This is a genomic window from Enterovibrio qingdaonensis (assembly GCF_028683135.1).
Taxonomy (GTDB): Bacteria; Pseudomonadota; Gammaproteobacteria; order Enterobacterales; family Vibrionaceae; genus Enterovibrio; species Enterovibrio qingdaonensis.
On record NZ_JAJUBB010000009.1, the window covers coordinates 28333 to 50919 of the forward strand.

At 48.6% G+C, this 22587-nt stretch carries 21 protein-coding genes; 12 read left to right on the forward strand and 9 right to left on the reverse strand.

Annotation, left to right across the window (positions count from 1 at the left end; translation table 11 throughout):
• Positions 1–10: 10 nt before the first annotated feature.
• The 7 genes from LRP49_RS13485 to LRP49_RS13515 form a co-directional block, all read right to left on the reverse strand.
• The gene (locus LRP49_RS13485) at positions 11–529 is read right to left on the reverse strand and encodes a polysaccharide biosynthesis/export family protein (protein ID WP_420791580.1); all 519 of its coding nucleotides are present in this window, start codon (positions 527–529) and stop codon (positions 11–13) included.
• Positions 529–1734 carry an outer membrane beta-barrel protein gene (locus tag LRP49_RS13490; RefSeq protein ID WP_274142831.1) on the reverse strand — a complete coding sequence of 402 codons (1206 nt, stop codon included), beginning with the start codon at positions 1732–1734 and terminating at the stop codon, positions 529–531. Before LRP49_RS13490 ends, LRP49_RS13485 begins: the two co-directional genes overlap by 1 nt.
• Positions 1735–1744: 10 nt before the next feature.
• Positions 1745–3142 carry an undecaprenyl-phosphate glucose phosphotransferase gene (locus tag LRP49_RS13495; RefSeq protein WP_274142832.1) on the reverse strand — a complete coding sequence of 466 codons (1398 nt, stop codon included), beginning with the start codon at positions 3140–3142 and terminating at the stop codon, positions 1745–1747.
• A 420-nt stretch (positions 3143–3562) separates the two neighbouring features.
• A complete protein-coding gene (locus tag LRP49_RS13500) occupies positions 3563–4858 on the reverse strand; it encodes an HlyD family type I secretion periplasmic adaptor subunit (RefSeq protein ID WP_274142833.1) in 1296 nt (431 codons plus the stop codon).
• On the reverse strand, positions 4855–6564 hold the full coding sequence (locus LRP49_RS13505) for a type I secretion system permease/ATPase (RefSeq protein WP_274142834.1): 1710 nt from the start codon (positions 6562–6564) through the stop codon (positions 4855–4857). The genes LRP49_RS13500 and LRP49_RS13505 overlap by 4 nt, the downstream gene beginning before the upstream one ends.
• A 121-nt stretch (positions 6565–6685) precedes the next feature.
• Positions 6686–7303: a calcium-binding protein gene (locus tag LRP49_RS13510; RefSeq protein ID WP_274142835.1), complete on the reverse strand. Its 618-nt coding sequence runs from the start codon at positions 7301–7303 to the stop codon at positions 6686–6688.
• A gap of 321 nt (positions 7304–7624) precedes the next feature.
• Complete coding sequence (locus LRP49_RS13515; RefSeq protein WP_067419665.1) at positions 7625–8302, reverse strand: LuxR C-terminal-related transcriptional regulator; 678 nt, start codon at positions 8300–8302, stop codon at positions 7625–7627.
• 387 nt (positions 8303–8689) lie between these two features.
• Here LRP49_RS13515 and LRP49_RS13520 point away from each other — a divergent pair, with 387 nt between their 5' ends.
• Entirely contained in the window at positions 8690–9217 is a 528-nt protein-coding gene (locus LRP49_RS13520; protein ID WP_274142836.1) for a single-stranded DNA-binding protein, read from the forward strand.
• Between the two features lie 90 nt (positions 9218–9307).
• On the opposite strand, the gene LRP49_RS13525 is transcribed toward LRP49_RS13520, so the two are convergent.
• A complete protein-coding gene (locus LRP49_RS13525) occupies positions 9308–10186 on the reverse strand; it encodes a LysR family transcriptional regulator (RefSeq protein ID WP_274142837.1) in 879 nt (292 codons plus the stop codon).
• A complete protein-coding gene (locus tag LRP49_RS13530; protein ID WP_274142838.1) occupies positions 10187–10333 on the reverse strand; it encodes a hypothetical protein in 147 nt (48 codons plus the stop codon).
• Between the two features lie 111 nt (positions 10334–10444).
• Between LRP49_RS13530 and csrD the strand changes: the two genes are divergently transcribed.
• The 11 genes from csrD (at position 10445) to LRP49_RS13585 (ending at position 22584) form a co-directional block, all read left to right on the forward strand.
• Positions 10445–12397 (forward strand): RNase E specificity factor CsrD, encoded by a 1953-nt coding sequence (gene csrD / locus LRP49_RS13535; protein WP_274142839.1) that lies wholly within the window; start codon positions 10445–10447, stop codon positions 12395–12397.
• A gap of 141 nt (positions 12398–12538) precedes the next feature.
• Entirely contained in the window at positions 12539–13987 is a 1449-nt protein-coding gene (locus tag LRP49_RS13540; RefSeq protein ID WP_274142840.1) for an MSHA biogenesis protein MshI, read from the forward strand.
• On the forward strand, positions 13984–14640 hold the full coding sequence (gene pilO, locus LRP49_RS13545; protein ID WP_274142841.1) for a type 4a pilus biogenesis protein PilO: 657 nt from the start codon (positions 13984–13986) through the stop codon (positions 14638–14640). The genes LRP49_RS13540 and pilO overlap by 4 nt, the downstream gene beginning before the upstream one ends.
• A complete protein-coding gene (locus tag LRP49_RS13550; protein WP_274142842.1) occupies positions 14624–14950 on the forward strand; it encodes an MSHA biogenesis protein MshK in 327 nt (108 codons plus the stop codon). The genes pilO and LRP49_RS13550 overlap by 17 nt, the downstream gene beginning before the upstream one ends.
• Positions 14951–14958: 8 nt before the next feature.
• Entirely contained in the window at positions 14959–16563 is a 1605-nt protein-coding gene (mshL, locus tag LRP49_RS13555; RefSeq protein WP_274142843.1) for a pilus (MSHA type) biogenesis protein MshL, read from the forward strand.
• Positions 16564–16576: 13 nt separating this feature from the next.
• Entirely contained in the window at positions 16577–17410 is an 834-nt protein-coding gene (locus LRP49_RS13560) for an ExeA family protein (protein ID WP_274142844.1), read from the forward strand.
• Positions 17411–17419: 9 nt separating this feature from the next.
• The gene (locus LRP49_RS13565; RefSeq protein WP_274142845.1) at positions 17420–18616 is read left to right on the forward strand and encodes a tetratricopeptide repeat protein; all 1197 of its coding nucleotides are present in this window, start codon (positions 17420–17422) and stop codon (positions 18614–18616) included.
• Positions 18606–20321 carry a GspE/PulE family protein gene (locus LRP49_RS13570; RefSeq protein ID WP_274142846.1) on the forward strand — a complete coding sequence of 572 codons (1716 nt, stop codon included), beginning with the start codon at positions 18606–18608 and terminating at the stop codon, positions 20319–20321. Before LRP49_RS13565 ends, LRP49_RS13570 begins: the two co-directional genes overlap by 11 nt.
• Positions 20321–21544, forward strand: coding sequence for a type II secretion system F family protein (locus LRP49_RS13575; RefSeq protein WP_274142847.1), 1224 nt, complete (start codon positions 20321–20323; stop codon positions 21542–21544). Before LRP49_RS13570 ends, LRP49_RS13575 begins: the two co-directional genes overlap by 1 nt.
• Entirely contained in the window at positions 21545–22153 is a 609-nt protein-coding gene (locus LRP49_RS13580; RefSeq protein ID WP_274142848.1) for a hypothetical protein, read from the forward strand. It begins immediately after the preceding gene.
• A complete protein-coding gene (locus tag LRP49_RS13585) occupies positions 22150–22584 on the forward strand; it encodes a type II secretion system protein (RefSeq protein WP_274142849.1) in 435 nt (144 codons plus the stop codon). Before LRP49_RS13580 ends, LRP49_RS13585 begins: the two co-directional genes overlap by 4 nt.
• Positions 22585–22587: the final 3 nt, after the last annotated feature.

Below are 22587 nucleotides of genomic sequence, written 5' to 3' on the forward strand. Positions count from 1 at the left end.
CGCAAATAAATTAGAAAAAGCTTTGTTCGACCACAATGATGTCACCCGGGCTTACCGCCTGAGATAAGCCAACGTTTTTCTCTGTATTTCCGTTTTTGGCTTCTGTTTTTTGTATTTTGTTTCTAGAGGCGCGGTCGGTAAAACCACCCGCGATGGCAATGGCTTTGCCTACAGTCAGCCCCGGTTGAAAATCGTACCCGCCGGGATGATTCACTTCGCCATTTACGTAAAACTTACGAAACTGAATCACATTCACCGTAACCTTAGGGTCAATGAGGTAATCACCTCTCAATCCTGTTTCAATGAGACGCTGGAGATCACCCACCGACTTTCCAGCTGCCTGGATTCTGCCCAAGTACGGGTAGTCAAACCGCCCTCTGGCAGTAAGGAGTAGGTCCATAGACAGATCGTCTTCACCATAAACTTTGATTGAGATCCGATCGCCATCGTCGAGCAGGTACCTTTCTTCACCAGCAGCTAGCACGAATAAAGGAATGAACAGTAATAAAATGGCAACGAGTTTTCGTATCAAAGGCTTATCTCCGTCCCGATAAAGTAAAGCGTCTGGTCGTAGCTATAACCGTTAAACGTCGAATCACGATCAAAGTGAGACGCACCGAAAGAAATGTCCCACCAACGTTGTAAACTGTAGACGAACGTCAACCCTAGCGTGGTGTCCTTGTCTTTACGGATACCGGGGTAATCATTGACCCCATAGCGCGTTGTCATTACAGAGCCAAAGCGCGGTGTCCACTTATGATCCCACTCAAGGCGTATTGATTGGTCTTCGACATAGTCACCTTGAATGTCTGGGTCTCGGGCATAATCTCTGCCCTCTAAACGAAATTCACTGAAGTCCGTGGGGGCCCAGCTCAGATTGAGACGCCAACTGAAGCCGTTAAAGTCACTTCGGTGATGATCTTCAAAATCTTTGTCTTGCCAGCCAACCAGCACAGTACCTTTTGTTTTACCTGTTACTTCCCATTCTAAACCGCCGTAAAGAAACGTGTTTTTGCTGTCGCGGGTATAACCAGGATCGGGGTCAACGTATTGGTAACTGCGGTCTTCAAATCGTGCGATTGTGACGGCATGAAAATAGTTCGATAAGGCGTAGTAAAACTCGCCTGAGAGATAGGGTTGCTCCCAGTCATAGTATCGGGTTTGTTCTACCTGACTGTTGCGTACGTAGGTTGCGTCTTTGTATTTTTTGTCTTCATACCCGATGATGCCAACCAATCGGCCTTTCGCCCCTGCGGCTCCATAAGTATAGCGGGCATTGAGATCTTGATGATTGAACCGCAGTGGTTCGTTAACCGCGAGGCTTATCCCTTCGGTAAGCCCTGTGCCTCTTGGTTCATGCGTAATTCGAAAAACGTAATCTAGGCGCAGTCGATTTCGAATATCGAACATCCAATACGCAGCTGCATGGGCGCGATGATCGATGAAATCGTCGTCACTGCTGTTGCTATATTGGAATGCGTCAAATCTGTAGTCGAATTGATACGCACCTCTGTCCGTTTCTAGCTGCGCAATCACTTTGGGGGAAATGACAAATCGTGGTGAGCTGACGGTGTCATTCTCAGTTCGACGAACATTGTCGTTATGACCAACGCTCATCTCGATGGTGGGGATAATATCTATGCCGCTGTCGGTTTGGTAAGGCAACGGCTCCACCGCAATCGCAGAGAAAGGAAGAAACAGCATTGGACAAACAACTGCATGGTTTCGATTCACTTAATTCTCCTTAGTACGCTGCCTTACTGACAAACCCTTTAAAGACAGTCGCAAAGACAATCTTTATGTCCATCCACAATGACCAATTTTGGATATATTCCAGATCGAACTGGATACGTTTTTCCATCTTGTCCAATGTGTCGGTTTCACCGCGGTACCCATTAATCTGGGCCCATCCCGTGATGCCCGGTTTTACTTTGTGTCGCAGCATGTAGCGATCAACAATGGCGCGGTATTGTTCGTTGTGCGCGACGGCATGAGGGCGTGGGCCGACAATCGACATTGACCCTTGTAATACATTAAAAAACTGCGGTAATTCATCGAGCGATGTACGTCGAATAAACGCCCCGAAAGACGTGACACGGGGGTCATTCTTGGTGGCTTGTTTGACGTCATCACCGTTGTCCATCACAGACATAGAGCGGAACTTCCACACTTCAATCTTCCTACCATCCAGACCATAACGATATTGTTTAAAGATGATGGGACCGGGGGAAGACAGCTTCACGCCAAGCGCGACGCCAACCATGGCGGGGGAGATTAGGATGAGAATTAGCACAGACAGGACAATGTCTTCGAGACGCTTGGCCCAAGCGGAAACACCACTGAACGGCGTGTCATACACACTGAGAGTGTGGACGTGACCAATGGTTTGCCATCGGCTGTGAAGCAGGTTGTAAGTGAAAAAATCAGGAACCAAGTAGGTCGTTGCGGTGGTGTCGGCAAACTGGTTGAGGTAACGCGCAATCCGGTCTTTTGCGTGCATTGGCATGGCAATATAGACATGTTGAAGGTTGCCTTGTTTGGCCTGCTCAAGGGCGTCTTTAACCTTACCCAGCATGGGAGAAGGAAGGCCTCCTTCTATACGGTCGGCACATCTATCTTCATAAAAACCCTGCAATTCAATGCCTAGTGCATGGTTACGTTTGAATTCTTTCGCGAGCTCTATGCCATTGGCTGTGGTACCGATAATCGCTGCTCGACGTGTGTTAAAGCCGTAATTACGCAGTTTACTCAGGCCTGAGCGCGCAACGTAGCGCCATAAAATGAGCCCTGAACCACCAATGACAAACCACAAAAACATAACGATACGAGAAAACTCTTCGCCTGTTTTTGAAAAAAAGAAAAAAGCAACGAGCAACGCGCATGCACCAAACCAAGGCAATAAGGTCGCCATCATTTGGCCTTGAAAATTACTGACGCGCCACGACCGATAAAGATGTGCACTTTCTGCAAATAGCAGATAACAAACGGAAATCAGCGTAACGATGAGCAGCCAATTATGAATAACGTTTCCGAGGTGAAGGTAGCTTGCAGCCGCCAGCGAAAAACCTATGACGGTTAAATCACAGAGTCGATAAAGTATGGCGAATTCCGCGCCATGTGTTCGAATCTTTCGGTTGTTCATACACAAGCTCTCAAACTGTGATGCTCGCAAAGGACGTCGGCTTTTTATTTAATTTCATATATTAAAAAGTAAACCACACATCCCAAGCTGGCTAGTTGGGTTCCATTTCAGACTGAGTGCGAGTGTGCCCCAGAAATGCAGTCAGTAAACCAGCCTCTTTACGGTTAGAGAAGATGAACTTTGTCCCATTTTTCACGATGGTGAGGTCAATTCATGGTTGAGCGGGAAAATATGGGATCTGCTAATTTTTCTATACACACGCCCATCAAAGGTGACCTTGGTCACGAAAAAACACGCCTATCGCTTCATTTTTGAGACAAAATGAAATTGCCAACGTCGTTTCTTTATTTGCACATCCGTATTCATGAATATGCATCTCATGCTTTGGTGTTAATTTTGACTGAAAAATGATGGTGGGCATCATTCCTCTCGAAACGCACGATTGAGACTTTCTGTTAGTGGTTTTGTCAGATATTCAATCGGGGTTCTCGGTTCGGTGAGCAGCATCACCTCAGCTTGCATTCCTGGGTATAAATCGATGCCATCTAAGACAGCACTCACATCGTCAGTCAGTTGCACTCTGGCTAGGTAATAGGCCTCGCCGGATTGGTCGTCCACCAATCGGTCAGCGGAAACCGTTAGCAGCTCTCCGTTCAGAGGTTTCACCGCACGCATGCTTAATGCCGTCAAACGTATTTGTGCCTTCATTCCGTGGTCAACTTGGTCAATGTCAGCCGGATTAACCCGCGCTTCAATGACCATCTTTTCATCAATTGGAACGATGTCTAACAAGGGCTGACCAGGCGTGATCACGCCTTCTTCAGAGTAAACCTGTAAGTTGAGTACCGTGCCGCTCAATGGCGCGACGATGATGGTTCGCTCTAAAACATGTTGGGCGGAGGCCAATTGCTCATCCAGCTCGTAGTGTTCTTCTCGGCTCTCACGCAATGCTTCAACTATTTCTTTAATTCGCTCCAATTCTTGCTCTTTTAGCTGCGCTTGGTTCTCTGCAATATTTTGGGCGAGGCGGCTGGCATTGGCTTGTAGTTGGCTGATAGTACTCAGTATTTGGGCTTCTTCTCGTTCCAAGCGAAGTACTTGTGTCTTGCTGACGTATCCTTTTTCAGCCAATTGGCGGTTTCCCGCTATCTCTTCGCCTATGATGGACAAACGTCGCTTTTCTATTTCGAGTCGTTTTTCCTGCCCTTCAAATTCGGCGCGGTTCTGTGCGAGTTGTTTGTCGATGATTTCTTGTTGAGAAGTGAAGAAACCACGTCGAGCTTCAAAAATACGCTGTTGGTTCGTGAGCAACTCTTCGACACGAGGATCAGTGGTTCGTTGATCCAGAAGAGACTGATCAAATACGATGGCGTCTTGGTTATCTCGCTCTGCGATTAATCGTGCTTCGCGGGCAATGGCGTTCCGTTGTTTGCTGATCAATTGTGTTAGTTGAGCGCGAGCCTGCGTGTCGTCAAGAATGATCAGTGGTTGACCTTTTTCGATGGTCGCTCCCTCTGACACCTGAATTTTATCGATAATACCGCCTTCTAAATGCTGTACCGTTTTTCGCTGGGAATCGACGATTACAACACCAGGTGCAATGGATGCACCCTCTAACGGGCTGAAAACAGACCAGACACCAAATGTGCCAAAAAACAATGCAATAAAACCAAATCCAATAAGGCTTAAACGACGAACTGCGGGTATTTCTGTCACTTGCTGCCTCCTTTCGCTGCAATGGCTGCACTTTGTTCTAGCAGGGGTTTAAGAACCTCGTCGCGTTCGCCAAAGGCGCGAATTTGGCTGTCTTGTAATACCATGAGTTTGTCCATTGATTGCATCATGCTCGGACGGTGACCGACCAGAATGACCGTTGCGTTGCGGGATTTAAGATAAGCAATGGCGCGTTGCAGGGCGACCTCACCGACACCATCTAAATTGGCATTGGCCTCATCTAGAATGATCAGGCTCGGATCACCATAGAGTGCGCGGGCTAGCGCGATTCGCTGACGCTCACCACCAGAAAGGCCAAGCCCTCGCTCACCGACAACTGTGTCGTATCCTTGCGGCTGACGAAGGATAAGCTCATGGCAGCCTGCCAGCTTCGCAGCATGTATGACGGCATCAGGCTCGCCTTCAGCCATACGTGCAATATTGTGGCGAATACTGCCGGGGAATAGCTCTACATCTTGCGGTAAGTAGCCGCAGTGCGGACCAAGATCGTCAGGATCCCATTTAGAGACATCCATATTATCCAGCCTGACTGTCCCTGCATTGGGGATGAGATTTCCCAATAGCAGACGAGCCAGCGTAGATTTTCCTGTGCCAGAAGGGCCGATGATCCCAAGTGCTTCACCAGCATTAAGCTTAAATGTAATGCCATGAAGTACGGGCTCAGACTGACCAGTATGGAAGTAGGTCATCCTTTCTACCGATACGTTGCCTTTTGGCTTAGGTAACGGCATCGATTTAGCGCGTTCAGGAAAGAGGGGGATTTGTTCTTTCAGCCTCTCATAGCTCTGTTTAGCACCTATAGCCGTTCCCCATGCACTGATCGATTGTTCAACGGGAGCGAGCGCGCGAGCCATCAAAATGGAGCCTGCAATCATGGCTCCTGGCGTGAGTTGATTTTCGATAACTAACCAAGCACCGACACCCAACATAGCAATTTGCAGCAGCATTCTCAGAAACTTAGAGGTTGCAGTGAGCAGTGCCCCTTTTGAATTGGCCGTGATCTGCCCAGTAATGCTTTGATTGTTTAACTCGGTCCAGTTACGAATAAAGTTTCGCATGATACCCATGGCTTCCATGGCATCGGCGTTTCTCGCGGCGGACTCTGCTTGCTGCATCGCATGAATTGCCGCTTCGTTGGCTTCTTTGTGCGCTTTCTTGGTGACTTTGTCATTAATAATGGCGATAGCGAAAAGCAGCAATGCACCGGCTGTCGCAATAAAGCCCAATATAGGATGGAGGAGAAAAACAAAGCCAAGAAAAACGGGTGTCCAAGGGGCATCGAGAGCAGGAATAACTGCGTTCCCGCCAATGAATGCGCGTATACCCGCAATATCTCGCAAGCTTTGCACGGAGGCCGAAACGCCTCGTCGCAACTGCATCGCAATACTGCCAGCGAGCACTTCAGGTGACAGGCTTTGGTCGAACCATGCGCCGATCCTTACCATGACACGGGTGCGTATGTTCTCTAATGCCGCCATCGTAAAGAGCGCAAAGACGGTAATCACCGTCAGAAGGAGCAGCGTGTCGATGGACCGTGAGCTGATCACACGATCATAAATTTGCAGCATATAAAGCGGCACAGACAAAACGAGCAAATTAAGCACAAAACTGAAAGCAACGACGAGCAGCAGCGCTTTTTTGCATTGAGTAAGCGTTGTCTTTAGTTGGTTTTCTGTTGTCAGAGACATGGCATACCTGAGTGCAAGCCTCACGCAGCATCACATCCTTGCTGTGCGTAAGGGACAATTTCACTAATGAAAAAAGGCAACCTGCACGGAGACAGATTGCCTTGAGTATAGACCGCTTAATTCAGACAATTAGGAAGTCTGAGGCGGAAAGATCTGTTGCCACAGTGTTGTTTAGCGTAATAACACCGCCATCAGCCAGTGTGATAACGGTCGTTACGCCTTGCTGAGCAATATCTAGGTCTGCAAAATTGGTGTCGCCAGTGCCTCTGATCAGAATGCTGTCTGTGCCGATTTCAAAATCGACAATACGGTCATTACCCGTACCTGCACCCAAAATGCTTTCAAAGTGGAAAATGTCTTGGCCTTCACCACCAATCAGGAAGTCGTTGCCTGTGCCGCTGATTAAGCGGTCATTTCCGTCACCGCCATACAACTTATCATTGCCTGAGTTAGCGTAGAGAACGTCGTCACCATCACCACCAAGCAGGGTGTCGTTGCCGGATCCGCCATACAGCGTGTCGTTATCAAAACCGCCACCTAAAAAGTCATCACCCGAGCCGCCAGAGAGTATGTCATTACCTCGACCACCAATGAGAAAATCGTTTCCAGCACCACCATTGATTTGATCGTCACCACCAAACCCAATGATGCGGTCGTCGCCACCTAGACCATTTACGACATCTGCATCGGCTGTGCCGTTCAGCGTGTCGTCGTTAGGAGTTCCATTTATCGTTGCCATAATACCTTCGTCCTTTGCTAGCCTTACGCTACGTCTAATGCGAGCCAACTGTGCGCGCTGCGGAACATTCACGATGTACCACAGTGTCCATTAGTCGTGATTTAGTGCTGATCCTTGTGGGTCTGGACTAAATCATTCTTGTTTTTGTATAGACATTCTTTCTCAGAAAAGATGAGAAAACTGTCTTAAAGGTGAGTGAAACGATGATGAGACAGTCAAGAGCGGGGTTAGTCGTCGTTTTTGAGGATCTCGACGACAGACATCTTAATTAACATGATGTTGAAAACGATAGGAAGGGTAGGCCGCCCCTGAATTGAGGGCCTAGCCTTGGTAATCCAACCCAATAACGGAGAGGTTGTTTTTTGCCCAGAACACCGCCTGTACACGGTTTTTAACGTTGATTTTTTTGAAGATATTATAAAGATGCGATTTGACCGTGTGCTCAGACACAAAGAGGCTATCTGCAATTTCGCTGTTTGACGCGCCTGTTACCAGTTTCCGCAGGATTTGCTGTTCACGATTGGTCAGGCAAATATCGGAATAGTCTATGGCGTTACTGTTGTTCTGCTGATAGTAGTGGATCAGCTCTGCAAGCTTTTGTCTAGGAAGCCAATATTCCCCAGAAAGCATTTTTTCAATGCCGTGGCAAAGGTGCTCAAGGTCATCTTCTTTTTTAAACACACCTTTGATAAACGGCCAACTGGCAAGTTCTTTCGCTGACAAATCGTGGGCATTAAACAAGGCGAAAACATGCTGATCACTAAACGGCGAAAGGCTCTGTTTTACAAAATTCACTGTGTCGCCTTCAAAGGCACTTAAATCAATTAAAACCAACCCTGAAGAAGTGGCGAGTTTGTCACCAATCTCCTGTTTCTCAACCAATATCACACTACTGTCGATTTCCTTTTCCAAGCATGAAATCAGCGCAGTGATTGTCATGCTGGGCTCAGAAACGAGCAAAATTGTGTATCTATCAGATGTGGTTTCAATGGTTTGCATGTGTATCCCTAAATGCTTGATGTAAATGTTGCGAATTACCTTTCCTGTTCGCTTGTGCAGGCAACAAGCGCAATCATGAAAATATGACTCGCTGCATTTTAAAGCGCATTGAACCTGACGTTCGTATCATTTTTATAACTTTCCAACTAAGTTATTGATGCGAGGCAGTCCTAAGTTTCACTTCTAGTCTAATACAAATTGCACAGCATCGCTGTCATCTCCACCCCAGATTATGATTTTATGCATGGGTTACACGCTAAGCGGAGTGACACTAAAGTTTCGTGTGAAAGCCTATGACGGATATACTGGCTTCTGGTATCATCGCCGTTTAATTGTTCGATGCGCACCTCAATGGATGGCGCGCTCAAAATGGTTTGGGAGCAAAATATGGCCAGCCGTGGTGTAAACAAAGTAATTCTGATTGGCAACCTGGGTAACGATCCTGAGGTTCGCTATCTGCCAAATGGCGGTGCGGTGGCCAATCTTACTATTGCGACCTCTGAAACGTGGCGCGATAAGAACACTGGTGAAAATAAAGAGATGACTGAATGGCACCGTGTTGTCATGTACCGTCGTCTTGCTGAAATCGCTGGTGAGTACCTGAAAAAGGGCTCAAAAGTGTACTTGGAAGGTCGCCTGCAAACACGTAAGTGGCAGGGTCAAGACGGTCAAGATCGTTACACAACAGAAATCGTTGCTAACGAAATGCAAATGCTGGATAGCCGTGCCGGTGGTGGTATGGGCCAAGGTCAGCCAATGCAACAGCAAAATAACCAGCAGCAACAAGGTGGATGGGGTCAGCCTCAACAACCATCTTACCAGCAGCAAGCTCCTCAGCAGCAACAAGCTCCGCAGCAGCCGCCGCAACAGCAATACAACGATATGCCAGATTTCGACGACGATATCCCGTTCTGATCATCGATTGTCCAAACAGCGTCCAAGCCCCGCATTATGCGGGGCTTTGTTTTTTTTAGGGCAATAGCAGCAGACATGAGTATGCGGTGGCTAGGGAGTGACTTTTTGTTTGATGAAATCAATAAACAGTCGCGTCTTCGTGTGGTTGTACTCAAGCTTGGGATAATAAGCATACGCGGCACTTTTCGGCTGTCGTACTTCTGTCAAAACAGGCACCAGTAACCCTTGGTCGAGCTCTTTTCTGATGGTCACGTCACCAACCAGAATGATACCGAGTCCCGCTACCGCGGCATTGACCAGAGCTTCAGGGTTCGGTGACACAAAGTTACCTTTCAGCCTCAATCTCACGCCATGTTCAAAATCGTGCTCTTGCGGATGACTGCTAGAACCAAATAGCAGACAGTTATGTTGCTGCAATTGCTCAGGGTTCAAAATCGGTGGATGTTGTGCAAGGTATGTAGGTGACGCAAAAAAGCGGGGCTGAAAATCGAACAGCTTGGTCGCAATAAAGCTGGCTGAGTTGAAGTCTGCTAGCTCACGCGTGATAACAATGTCTAAATTCGGGTCGGGCAATTGGCCGGGTGCCAACGTATGCAGTTCGACCTGAATATTTGGGTACGCCGCCAGAAACTCACCGATATTATTGACCAGTAAGCGACTACCTGTCGCAAGAGGCGCACCGATTCTCAGTACGCCACTGACTTCCCCGTACGTTGAGGTGGTTTCTGATACCAACTGATTCCAGTCATCAATTAACAGCTTACCGCGTTGGTAAAACAGTTTACCTGCATCCGTCATGGTTAGCTGGCGTGTTGTTCGCTTCAGGAGTTGAACACCTAATTGGTTTTCTAACCATGCCAAGCGTTTAGAGAGTGCTGAACTTGATGTGTTCAGCTTGGTGGCTGCCTGAGCAAGAGAGCCCATGTCGACAACGGTGATGTAACTTTTTGCGCAGGTGATCCAATCCATCTAATGATTCATTCCAACGAGTATCGACTTTGCATTCACTTTCCATTCTGGAAGCACGATAATATAGCTAAATGCATGAATAAAGCAGTAATACCCAAATTGCTTCATGGTGCCCGCTGAATATGATGCCGTCAGCAAGCGGTTCATTTATTGTCACCTTATTAATTACTATCAACATATTAAAGTGCCCATTGCTTTTGCTGCTTTGTGTGAAATGACGCAAGATGACGATGTATGCGGCCTGAAAGTGGAAGTTGAATGAGAAAAGTTGCAGGGATGAAGCTGACCAACCGACTGGTCGCTTTCGTTACATTGATTGTCGTATGCGCCATGTTTGTGCTTTTCATTGGTGGTGCAGTCAGCTTCCGTAAATTAGGTGCCGATTTTCTCGAGCATTATCTGAATAATGTGGTCACCGAAATTGATGATGCTATCTCCAATCCCAAGCCAGATGAAACGATAGGCCATTGGCTTCCTCGGGTATTAAAAGCCAGCGATGTGGTTGAAATGGAAATCCGAAGTAAGACGGGTTTGCTGTTTCGCTATGAGCAGATACAAACGGCTGGTCGCCCCCTTGACCTGATTGAACATCGGTATGTTCTACCGAATAACCCGGGTTTCTTTGTCACCATAAAGTCTGTGCCACCGTACGCCAATTTTGCCTATTCCATAGGGGCAATGTCCTCTCTGTCTTTAGCTGTGTTGGTGATTGTACTGGCACTGTCTTGGGGTATCCGATGGTTGCGTCAACAATTGCTCGGCGCGGAGCTTTTAGAAGACAGAGGTAGGCTCATCCTCGCTGGACGCGCAGAAGAGGTGAAAACGGGGGATGATCGTGAATGGCCAGCGACAGCGAGTATTGCACTTGACCAAATGATTGCTGAATTGAAGGATGCGCGACAGGAGCGCAGTCGCTTTGATACCTTCCTTCGTTCGAATACCTTCTTGGATAAACTGACGGGGGCGGCAAACCGTGTCATGTTCGACAATCGCCTGCAAACCGTTTTACAGGACAAAGGCGCGCAAGGTGCGGTACTCATGTTGCAAATCGCCGATTGGGATGGGCTCGTTCAGGAGCAAGGTAAATCTGGTGCCGATGAATGGGTCAAAGAAGTTGGCGCAATTCTGTCTAACGCCATCTTACGCTTTCCTGACGCTATTCTTGCGCGTTATTACGATGCGGATTTTGCGATTTTGCTTACTCACCAGTCCGCAAAAGATGCGCGCTTATTTGCATCTCAATTGATGAAAGCCTTGGAACGCTTGTCTGCGCCAGCACCACTTGAAAAAGAGGACTGGGCGTATCTTGGTATGACGTTCTTTTCTGCAGGGGAGCGACGTGGTCGCTTGATGGAAGAGGCGGAAATGGCGAAACGCAGTGCGGTATTGCAAGGCAGTAGCTCGTGGTTCGCGTTTAAGAAAGATGTGGTCGCTGAAGATGCCAGAGGCAGTGTTCGTTGGCGCACCTTGCTCTCGCGCGTGCTTGAATCAGGCGGTCCAGATCTATACCGACAAGTGGTTAAAGATGTTCAGGGCGAAGAACTACATACAGAGCTTCTGGCGCGTATTCGCGATGAGAATGGCCTGATCATTAAAGCCTCTCGTTTTATGAACGGTGTCGACCTTGTTGGAATGAATACCGCCCTCGATCGGGCTGTTATTAAAAAAGCGATGAATCAGCTGCGAAATGGTGATGGGCGGGAAACGCTGTCGGTCAATGTTTGCGCTGAATCGCTTCGTCAACGAAAGTTCCAGTATTGGCTACGTGATACATTACTGCAAACGCCTCGAAGCATGCTCAATCGATTACAGATAGAAATATCAGAAGCACCACTGGTTCAACACTTAGACGCAGTAAGACCAACATTAAAAATGGTACGCGCTCTAGGGTGTCCTGTGGTGGTTGACCAAGCCGGGCGTTCTGTTGTTAGTACTTACTACCTTAAAGACATTCAACCTAAGTATGTGAAATTCCACAGAAGTTTAATGAGGGATATCCATCAGCGTCCTGAAAATCAGCTTTATGTTAGAAGTATGCTGGGGGCATGCGAGCCAACAAAAACAGAAGTGTTGGCAGTGGGTGTTGAAACCGCGCAAGAGTGGCAAACGTTGATTCAACTGGGTATTCAAGGGGGGCAAGGACGTCTGTTCGGTGCGGAATTATCTGCTAACCCGGCCGCAAAAAAACGGCAACGTTGGCTGAAAAAATGACAACTATCAATTAGTGCTCAAATAACACTCGACCGCGCCAAGAATCTGTCGCATAACGATTTAATCCTTGGCGTATTTTCTGTTAGAATATGCTGTATTTCAAACATCCTATTAACAAGTTTGAGCATTATTTAGACATTAATGGCAGTCTCGACCTTTCTTGCACGAATCACCCCTTCTCGGCAGCAGAATGTTGTTAGCCTTTATGTATCTGCGCAACGGGTTGTAGTTAGCTCTGAAGCCTCAGATTTATTCCACGCAGAGACGCTTTCTCCTGGCACCGAGCCTTGGGGGGCTGCACTCAAACTGTTAAATGCGCAAAATATTGACCATGTCAGTATTAACCTGATTTTGGGTCATGGCCTTTATCAAACCTTGTTGATTGATGATCCGGGGTTGAGCGATGAAGACAAACGCGCTGCACTGCCATTTCAGATCAAAGATTTTATCGCCGAATCACCAGCCGATGTATTGGCTGATGGTTACGCCTCACCGATCACGGGGCGCTTTCATGTCTTTGTGTGTAACAGAAACGCCCTTGTCCAATTTTATACGCAGCTGAAGAAGATTCACTGCGTGCCGAGTCTGGTTACCGTTGAGGACGTTGTACTTCGACAGTGGACCAAGCTAGATAAGACAGAAATGGTCCTGAGTAGGGACAACCAAGGGGCAATTCAACTGGCGGTTTTTGACAAGGGTAAGCTTTGTTTTCAACGCCAAATCCGAGGACTTATTCTCGATGGTGGCACGTTACAACCGCTGCTCATTGACGACTTGGCATTAGAAATTCAGCGTTCGTTGGATTATTTACGTCCTCAGCTTAAATCTTCACAAGTCAGTGGGCTGGTTGTCAGCGTAGAAGGCGTTGATGACACGGAACTCGCGTTCCAGCTTTCGTCACGCTTAATGGTATCTGTCCGTCCTCAATCATTATTTGAAGAAGGTGCCCATTACCAGCATATCGTTCGCGCAGGTCATCACACGTCATGCTCGCCAGACATCAATTTGTTCAGCAAGGATCTTATCCCGAAAACGCCTTGGCTAACGTTTGAAAAAATGCTCTTTTGCTGGGGAGCGACCGCGTTTATGTTGGTGTTAGTGTCTGCTTACCAGCAAATTCAGCTGTCTCAGACTAACGAGATGCTTGCGCTTTCAGAGATTGAGTTGGAGACCGCTCAGACCTTATCTTCACAACTGGATGAGCAGCTTAAATTACATGTACCGTCATTAGCGATAAAGCGTGAAATTACGGATGCTGAAAAACAACTCGCTGCGAAAAAGAGTGTCCTTGAAGCGGTCAAACAGCACGACATTGCATCTCAGGAAGGGTATTCAAAGGCATTTAATGCTTTGGCATCACTTTCTCGAAATGATGTATCCGTTTCTCAAATCTATATGGCGCAAGACACGCTTGATGTTAAAGGGCTAGTCGCGACCCCGGAATCAGTCCCTGCTTGGTTAAAAACCTTCCAAACTCAGAATGCTCTCGCACATTTTGACTTCAAAGAAATGTCGTTGGGGCGGAATGAACAAGACCAACTCACATTCAGCTTGCTCTCCAAACGTACCGCTGAGGAGGCAAGAAAGTGAAAGACGTGCTTGAGCGACTTAAAGAAAAATTCGATGCCTTAACCTTGCGGGAAAAATGGTTGATTGCGTTGGCAGGTTGGATTGCGATCGCAGGGGCGGGCATGTTGGTTTTTATCGAGCCAGCAACCAAAGCTGTGCATGATCTTCAGGCGCAATTTTCCAGCAATGAACAAAACACTAAGCAGATTTTGGCGTTAAACACGCTAAAGCAAAAAAAGTTAGGGACGTCTCCTAATGCTGAATTAGACGCGCATTTGTCGGCACTCAATGCTGAGATTTCCGCATTGGATGAAAAAGTCGATTCGAAGGTCGCGGGGTTAGTGCCGGCCCCCCAAATGCCGCGTTTAGTAGAGAAGGTATTGGCGCAGTCAGAGCAATTGAGCTTGGTTTCAATGTCGTCGTTGCCTGCAAAGCAGATCACCGACTCAAAAGATGCTGGGTATTTTGTTCACCCTGTGGAGCTCACGCTGAAAGGACGTTACTTCGATATTGTGAAATATCTGTCTGATTTAGAATCACTACCTGAGAAATACTATTGGCGTAGTGTGGACTATAAAGTGACGGAATACCCGTTAGCTGAGGTGGTTATTCAAGTCTATACCTTGGGTGAAAGTGACATGTTTATTGGAGGCAGCGATGAAGGCAGCTTCTAAATATGTCGGCGCACTGGTGTTAATGATGATGCCTGCGCTTTGCTTTGCCATAGATGATCCTACGGCACCTCTTGGCTATCGCGCGCCTGCAACAGTGAAAAAACAAACCACTTTCCGTCTGCCAAAACTCGATGCAATTATGTGTTCGTCAGAACAGTATTGTTCTGCGATTTTGGATGGAGAGTCAGTGCAGCAGGGGCAGACAATAAAGGGATTTTCCGTCAGTGCCATCCGTGAAAACCGCGTTGTGCTCAATCGTGGAAATAAGCGTTGGTCGTTGACCATATTCAATGAGCAGGTCGTACAGTGAAGATAAAGATGTTAAGTAGGCTCGTTTTTAGCCTCACCGCGGTACTGTTGCTGTCAGCATGCCAAAGTGTCGGTCACCAGAAACCCACGGAAGTGCAGGCTGCGCTAAATGAAGCGTACGCAACCAGCAGTGGCCAGCCTTTGTCAGATTTGCCGGACGCTGTCACGCAGGATTTGATGGGCGATTTCTCGGAGGTGTCTGGTTCAGGCATCCTGTCAGAAAAACGCTTGCGCATTAATGCGAAGAACGTAGATGCAAAAGCCTTCTTCGGCAGCCTTGTTCAGGGAACGGACTTCAATCTGGTCATGCACCCTGATGTCGATGGAAAAATCACGGTGTCGTTGAAAGACGTCACAGTGCCAGAAGCGTTGAATGTTGTTGCTGATATTTACGGATTTAATGTTGAAACTCATGGCCGACTGATCCAAATTTTCCCAGCTGCGCTGAGAACCGAAACCTTTACAGTCGACTATTTGCAGCTTCAACGTGCTGGTGTGTCGTTAACGTCGGTGAGTACGGGAGCCATTGCAACCGAATCTTCCAGTTCAAATGGCGGAGAGGAAACGACTGATCGTACATCTGCCTCAACGGGCGGAACCGTGATTGAAACGCGTGCACAAAGCAGCTTCTGGGAACAACTAGAGCGCGCTGTCGCAGCGATGATCGGCCAAGGAGACGGCCGCAGCATTGTCGTGTCTCCGCAAGCGAGCTTGATCACCGTAAAAGCGTATCCGAATGAATTGCGTGAAGTGCGCAACTTCCTTGAAGCATCGCAAAAACGCCTGACGCGTCAGGTGATCCTTGAAGCGAAAATTTTGGAAGTCACGCTTAGCGATGGTTATCAGCAAGGGATCAGTTGGGCCAACATTGCACAGAGCATCGGCAGTGGTGGCGTGTCGATTTCCCGTCCTGAAACTGACCTAGTGGGCGATTTGATTTCCAATGTCATTGGCGGACAAACCAATGTGAAGATCACCGATGGTGATTTCTCTGCGGTATTGAGCTTCCTCGACACACAAGGGGATGTGAATGTGCTTTCGAGCCCACGCGTGACTGCGGCGAATAATCAAAAAGCCGTGATTAAAGTGGGTGGTGATGAGTACTTTGTTACTGACATCTCTTCCAGCGACACGTCTGGGGATAACTCTGACTCGGGTCCAAATATCGAATTGACGCCATTCTTTTCAGGCATCTCGTTAGACGTGACACCACAAATTGACGACGAAAATGGCGTGCTGCTTCATGTCCATCCTGCCGTTATCGATGTGGTGACGGAAAACAAAGAAATCCAGCTTGGTAACTCGTCCACGCCTTATATCTTGCCGCTGGCAAAGACCTCTATTCGTGAATCAGACTCGATTATTCACGCCCGTTCCGGTGATGTCGTGGTGATTGGTGGCTTGATGAAATCGAGCTATGACGAGCAAGTCTCTAAAGTGCCGCTTTTGGGCGATATTCCAGGGCTTGGGCATCTATTCCGTAACGTGAATCGATTGAAACAGAAAACCGAACTCGTCATTTTGCTTCAGCCTTCTGTAGTGGGCGAGCAAACCTGGCAACAGGAAATTGACCGATCTCGACAGCTTCTGAATGAATGGTTTCCAGAGAGTTAAGCAGTAAAAACCGATGTATCTGACCCATTTTAATCTGCGTGAAGCGCCGTTTAGCTTAACCCCTGATACCCGATGCTTTTTCGGGTTACGTTCGCATGTTGAAGCGATTAATACCTGTGTCACCGCCGCGAAAATGGGTGAAGGACTGGTAAAAGTGACCGGAGAGGTAGGCACGGGAAAAACGCTGGTTTGCCGATACTTGCTGAAGACCTTTGCGCGCGATTTTACCTTGGTGTATTTGCCAAACCCTGCGAATACCGTCGCCAGCCTTTATCGCATGATTGCTGACGAACTCAGTATTGATAGCAATACGGATCAAGATATGTTGCTTGGTGCTATTCAGCGTGCTGCCATCGAAGCGATGCGTCAGGAAAAACCGGTTCTTATCCTTAGCGACGAAGCGCAAGCTTTGCCTGATGAAGTGCTCGAAGCCATTCGATTGCTAGGGAACCTTGAAACTGAGCAGCGAAAATTGATCCAACAGATTTTGTTTGGCCAACCTGAGCTTGATGAGCGCTTGCACCAACGCAATATGCGACAACTGCTGCAACGCATCAGCTTTAGTGCCGAGTTGTTCCCAATGACATTTGTGGAAGCCTCCGCCTATATCGATCATCGCCTCGAAGAGCAGGGGGCTGATGTGAGTGTTTTCAGCCTTTGGGCAAAACGCCGTATTTGGGTCGCCAGCCAAGGCATTCCGCGCATTGCGCATCAACTTTGTCATAAAGCCTTATTGGTGAGCTTTGGTAAGGGCCAGAAAAAAGTCTCTGGCAGTGCTGTTCGACTCGCGATCAAAGATACGCCAATGGCCAAGCAGCATACATCGCTGCGCGCGCTTTGGGGTTAGGACTATCTCATGAGTGAATTGAATAAAATGCTGAGCGACCTTGCGTCGCCAAATCACAATGAGAGCACATTGAGCGTGGCTCCAACGCCGTCTGCTTGGCGTTTTCGGATTGCTAAAATCGCGCTAATTCTGAGCATCGGTGTACTTTGTGTGTCCGGTGTTGTTTGGGGTGTTACGTCCCATTTATCGGAAGATAACCAAGCTCCAACGCTGACCTCGTCGGGTAGCAACACATCGCAGACCCTGCCAGTCATCCAGGCTGTTGAACCTGTTGCGCCAGTTACCGTCGCTTCATCAATGTCGCCCACTCAAAAAGTCGTCAGTCATGATAACGACTACGTGGAACTTACTCAGGTAAGTGCGCCAAAGCCAAAGGTAAGTACACCAAAGCCAAAGGTGAGAGCACTCGACGAGGTTGATGCTAAAGCCTCGCAGGTTGAGCCTGCGGCGGCACCAGTGGTGCCCGTGTCAGAGCCTAAGCCAAAAGCCACAGCCAAGGTGGACACTGTGGTTCCCGTGTCTACATCAACGCCTCAGAGTGCGGTCACGGTTGTTTCAGACCACGCCCCAGCATCGTCGCTGACGGTAGAGACCGTGGAACTGTCAGGGAAAGAGCTCGCTGCCATTGCCTATGAGAAGGCACAAAAACGTACACAGGTGGGTGACAGTAAACAGGCCATTGCCTTACTTAAAGACGCGGTGAATTACCACCCAAACCATATTGCTGCCATCAATCAACTTGCGGGCTTGCTCTATGGACGCAATCAGGTACGTGACGCTGAAAATGTGCTTCGTAAAGGGATAAACGCGAACCCGACGTCGTCATCGCTAAAGCTGACGTTGGCGAAAATCTACCAACAGAGTAACCGAGACGAATCTGCGCTCAATGTGCTCTTGCCGCCTGTTAACGGTCAAAGCATGGATGACATTCGTTTAGTGTCAATACGAGCAGGTCTAGCGCAAAAGCTCGGTCACCACCTCGATGCGCAAAACAGCTATGAGTGGCTTACGCAGATTGAGCCAGAGCAAGGCCGTTGGTGGTTAGGTTTTGCGGTTTCTGCTGAACGAAATGCAGACTTTGAACGAGCAAAACAAAGCTACCAAGAAGCGATAAACGCAGGTGGATTGAGTAACCAATCCATGCAGTTTGCGCGTCAGCGCCTGGTGTACCTCAACAGCACGAAAGGAGCAACGAATGGCCATTAAGTTACGTAAAAGGCTGGGTGATCTTCTCGTTGAAGAGTGCATCATTTCGGACGCTGATTTAGGCGCTGCACTGAATCGTCAGTCTGAAACCGGCCGTAAGCTTGGTGACACCCTGATTGATATGGGCATTTTGAGCGAAAGCCAGATGCTTAACTTCCTTGCTCGTCAGCTTGGTGTACCCCTTATCGATCTCAGTCTGACCCAAGTCGATCCAACTGCTGTTAACTTGCTGCCGGAAGTGCATGCCCGTCGTCTTCGTGCCTTAGTCATTGGGCGCATTGGTGAAACAGTGCGCGTTGCCATGTCGGATCCTGCCGATCTGACTGCGCAGGAGAGCGTTCTGAACCTGCTTAACCAATATCAGGTTGAGTTGATGGTCGTGGCAGAGCAACCCCTTCTTGATGCGTTTGATCGCTACTACCGTCGTACCAGTGAAATTGCGTCGTTTGCCGAAAGGCTTCAGGCCGAGCATGGTGTGAAGCTAGATCAGAAATTTGGCGCAGAAGACGACCAGTCTGAAGAAGTCACCGTTGTTAAGCTGATCAACTCGTTGTTTGAAGATGCGGTGCAAGTCAATGCCTCGGATATCCATATCGAACCGGATGCAGACACACTGCGCATTCGTCAGCGCATCGATGGTGTGCTCCACGAAACATTGCTTAAAGAGCAGGCCATCGCTTCTGCGCTGGTGCTTCGCCTTAAGCTCATGAGCGGCATGGACATTTCTGAAAAACGGTTACCGCAAGACGGCAGGTTCAACATCAACGTTCGCGGGTGTGCTATTGATGTACGTGTCTCGACGCTGCCAGTGCAATACGGTGAATCCGTGGTAATGCGTTTGCTGAATCAATCAGCAGGGATCTTACAGCTTGAAGACGTGGGCATGGATCCAAACATGCTGGCGCGTTTTCGCAGTCAGCTAAAACGTCCGCATGGCATGATTTTGGTAACCGGCCCGACGGGCTCGGGAAAAACCACCACGTTGTATGGCGCGCTGAATGAATTGAACGTACCGGGTAAGAAGATCTTAACCGCAGAAGATCCGGTGGAATACCGTTTGCCGAGGATCAGCCAAGTGCAGATCGCCAGCAAAATCGGCCTGACATTCTCATCGGCACTGCGCACATTTCTTCGTCAGGATCCCGATATCATTCTCGTGGGCGAGATGCGTGATCTTGAGACGGTAGAGATCGGTCTTCGCGCCTCATTAACGGGTCACTTGGTGCTATCGACCTTGCACACCAACAACGCCATCGACAGTACTTTGCGTCTTCTGGATATGGAAGCCCCTGGCTACCTCGTTGCCAGCTCGGTCAGAGCCGTACTGGCGCAGCGTCTTATCCGAAAAATCTGCCCAGATTGTAAAGTGCCGCATCCGGTTGAGCCGGATGAGCAGGTGTGGCTAAGCACACTTGGTGCCGATGCACTGAGCGCGGGATTTTACAAAGGGCGAGGTTGCCAGCGTTGCAACTTTACCGGCTATAAAGGCCGTATCGGTGTGTTTGAGCTACTAGAGATTACGCCGGAATTAATGGATGCGCTGCGTGGCAATGACACGCGTGCATTTGCACAACTGGCCGAGCAACAGCCAGGGTACTTACCGTTAGTGCATTCGGCATTGGCGTTTGCCAGCCAAGGCCAAACCTCGTTAGAAGAAGCGATGAAACTCTCTGAAGGTGCTTCGTTGTCAATGGCGACAGTCTAATGGCGCGTTATCGCTATACCGCCCGCACGGCACAAGGTAAACGGGTGACCGAAGTCTTGGAGGCCGCCAGTGAGCGCGAAGCCATGGCGACGATTGCCAGCTCAGGCAAGATTTTGTTGTCGTTGGAGCAGACGACTGCGCGGGTTAACAAAGCCAATCCTTCTGTTGGCTTGTTTCAGCGCAAAGTCAAACTGGATGCGATTGTCATCTTGTGCCGACAAATGTACAGCCTGACCAAAGCGGGCGTGCCTTTGCTGCGGGCGATTAAAGGGCTGGCGGACAGCTCCGACGATCCCGTATTGAAAGGCGCATTGCATTCTGTCGGTAGCGAGCTTTCTAATGGCCGGCCGTTATCATCGGCGATGCGCGATCATCCACGTGTGTTTAGTGACCTTTTCGTGTCGCTGATCCAAGTCGGTGAAAACACGGGTCGCCTTGATGATGCCATGCTGCAATTGGCGGAGTACTACGAGCAAGAAATTGAAACCCGACGCCGCATCAAATCCGCGCTGCGCTACCCAAGCTTTGTGTTGATCGTGATCTTTGGTGCTGTCGCGTTTTTGAATGTCAAAGTGGTGCCGCAGTTTGTCGGGATGTTTGAAAAGTTCGGCTCAGATCTTCCGTTGCCCACCAAGATCTTGATGGCCACATCGAGCTTCTTTGTTAATTACTGGTGGCTACTCATTATTTCAATGGGTTGCTCATTCGCAGGGTGGCATGTGTGGAAGAACACGGAGCAGGGAAGAGTCAGCTGGGATCGGTTTAAGATCCGATTGCCCATCGTCGGCACCTTGCTCAACCGCGCTTTGATGAGCCGTTTTTCTCGTACGTTTGCGTTGATGCTACGCGCTGGCGTACCGCTTAATTCGGCATTGCAAATGTCCGGTGACGCGTTAGATAACCATTTCCTTGCTGGCGAAGTCGACAAGATGAAAGGGGCAATTGAGTCGGGCATGAACCTTAGTTCGGTAACCGCTGACAGCAAGCTCTTCACGCCGCTGGTGCACCAAATGATTCAAGTGGGTGAAGAGACGGGCCAAATCGACACCTTATTGCTGGAAGCGAGTGACTTTTACGATCGCGAAGTCGATTACGACTTAAAAACCCTTTCAGCACGCATCGAGCCAATTTTGCTGATGGTTGTGGCGGGCATGGTACTGATTCTGGCATTGGGTATTTTCCTGCCGATGTGGAACATGCTTGATTTGATGCGCGGCGGGTAAATGCGCTGGCTCTTAAGATTCAGAGACAGCAGTGCCGTGCAATGGGCATTACTGACGCTGATTATCGGTACGTTAGTCATCACCGCGATCCCCGCGTTTGAGCGGGTTATGCGCCATGCCGATGAGGTTGAGTTCCGCTATTTAGCAAATGCCTTTGCAGGTGGCGTGAAAAACGTGCAAATGCGAGCCACCTTGCAACCTATTGATAGGCAACACGATATGGTGTCAGTGGACGGTTTTTCTTTTCGTCTGACGCCCCAGAAAAACAAGCATGCTGGGCATCCCTTCGCGTTAACCGGAGGAGCTTTGGTTTTAGCAAACTTGTCATCGCAAGATTGTGGTGCGCTATTCAACGCACTGACAGGCCAGTCTTACTGGTTAGATAACGATTTACGGGCGAAGGCGTTAACACGCCCTCAGCCGATGGTTCGAGCGATAGTGGCCAAGGACAAAGGTATCAGTGCCAGCCCCTATTGTCGATTTGAAAGACCGGTGCGCGCCGGTTTTTGGGGAGATGATTCGTCAGCCAATCTGGCGCGTCATGTTTTTGCTTTCTATCCCGCTACTGGGCGGGTAGAGGTATTGAGTAAGACAGGAGAAGTAAAATGAAACGTCAAGGCGGTTTTACACTGATCGAAATGATCGTGGTAATTGTGATTCTGGGTATTTTGGCTGTATCAGCTGCACCTAAGTTCTTGAGCTTTACATCAGAAGCCAAAGTAGCAACGCTTCAGGGTGTGAATGGAGCACTTTTAAGCGCAGCTTCAATTACCAATGCAGCAGCTCAACTTGAAGGTAAAGCTGATGGCACCCTTACCAATGGTGGGGTAAAAGTGGCGAATTATTTCCCTACAGCTGATGCTGACGGTATTTTAAAAGCCGTAGATATTAGCGGAGATCTTAAAGAGCTGACGACTGCTCCGACTGGTACAGACATTGCGTGGGGTTTTGATGCTGCCGACACAACTTGTTATGTTGGATATAAAGCTGCGGCTAGTGGCGGTGTAGCGACAACTAAAGTTGAAGATACTTGTAGCTAATAT

Coding starts and splice junctions, on each gene's coding strand:
- LRP49_RS13495 (WP_274142832.1), bottom strand. CDS start 3,142: ATGAACAACCGAAAGATTCGAACACATGGCGCGGAATTCGCCATACTT.
- LRP49_RS13505 (WP_274142834.1), bottom strand. CDS start 6,564: ATGTCTCTGACAACAGAAAACCAACTAAAGACAACGCTTACTCAATGC.
- LRP49_RS13510 (WP_274142835.1), bottom strand. CDS start 7,303: ATGGCAACGATAAATGGAACTCCTAACGACGACACGCTGAACGGCACA.
- LRP49_RS13515 (WP_067419665.1), bottom strand. CDS start 8,302: ATGCAAACCATTGAAACCACATCTGATAGATACACAATTTTGCTCGTT.
- LRP49_RS13520 (WP_274142836.1), top strand. CDS start 8,690: ATGGCCAGCCGTGGTGTAAACAAAGTAATTCTGATTGGCAACCTGGGT.
- LRP49_RS13525 (WP_274142837.1), bottom strand. CDS start 10,186: ATGGATTGGATCACCTGCGCAAAAAGTTACATCACCGTTGTCGACATG.
- LRP49_RS13530 (WP_274142838.1), bottom strand. CDS start 10,333: ATGAACCGCTTGCTGACGGCATCATATTCAGCGGGCACCATGAAGCAA.
- csrD (WP_274142839.1), top strand. CDS start 10,445: ATGAGAAAAGTTGCAGGGATGAAGCTGACCAACCGACTGGTCGCTTTC.
- LRP49_RS13540 (WP_274142840.1), top strand. CDS start 12,539: ATGGCAGTCTCGACCTTTCTTGCACGAATCACCCCTTCTCGGCAGCAG.
- LRP49_RS13550 (WP_274142842.1), top strand. CDS start 14,624: ATGAAGGCAGCTTCTAAATATGTCGGCGCACTGGTGTTAATGATGATG.
- mshL (WP_274142843.1), top strand. CDS start 14,959: ATGTTAAGTAGGCTCGTTTTTAGCCTCACCGCGGTACTGTTGCTGTCA.
- LRP49_RS13560 (WP_274142844.1), top strand. CDS start 16,577: ATGTATCTGACCCATTTTAATCTGCGTGAAGCGCCGTTTAGCTTAACC.
- LRP49_RS13565 (WP_274142845.1), top strand. CDS start 17,420: ATGAGTGAATTGAATAAAATGCTGAGCGACCTTGCGTCGCCAAATCAC.
- LRP49_RS13570 (WP_274142846.1), top strand. CDS start 18,606: ATGGCCATTAAGTTACGTAAAAGGCTGGGTGATCTTCTCGTTGAAGAG.
- LRP49_RS13575 (WP_274142847.1), top strand. CDS start 20,321: ATGGCGCGTTATCGCTATACCGCCCGCACGGCACAAGGTAAACGGGTG.
- LRP49_RS13580 (WP_274142848.1), top strand. CDS start 21,545: ATGCGCTGGCTCTTAAGATTCAGAGACAGCAGTGCCGTGCAATGGGCA.
- LRP49_RS13585 (WP_274142849.1), top strand. CDS start 22,150: ATGAAACGTCAAGGCGGTTTTACACTGATCGAAATGATCGTGGTAATT.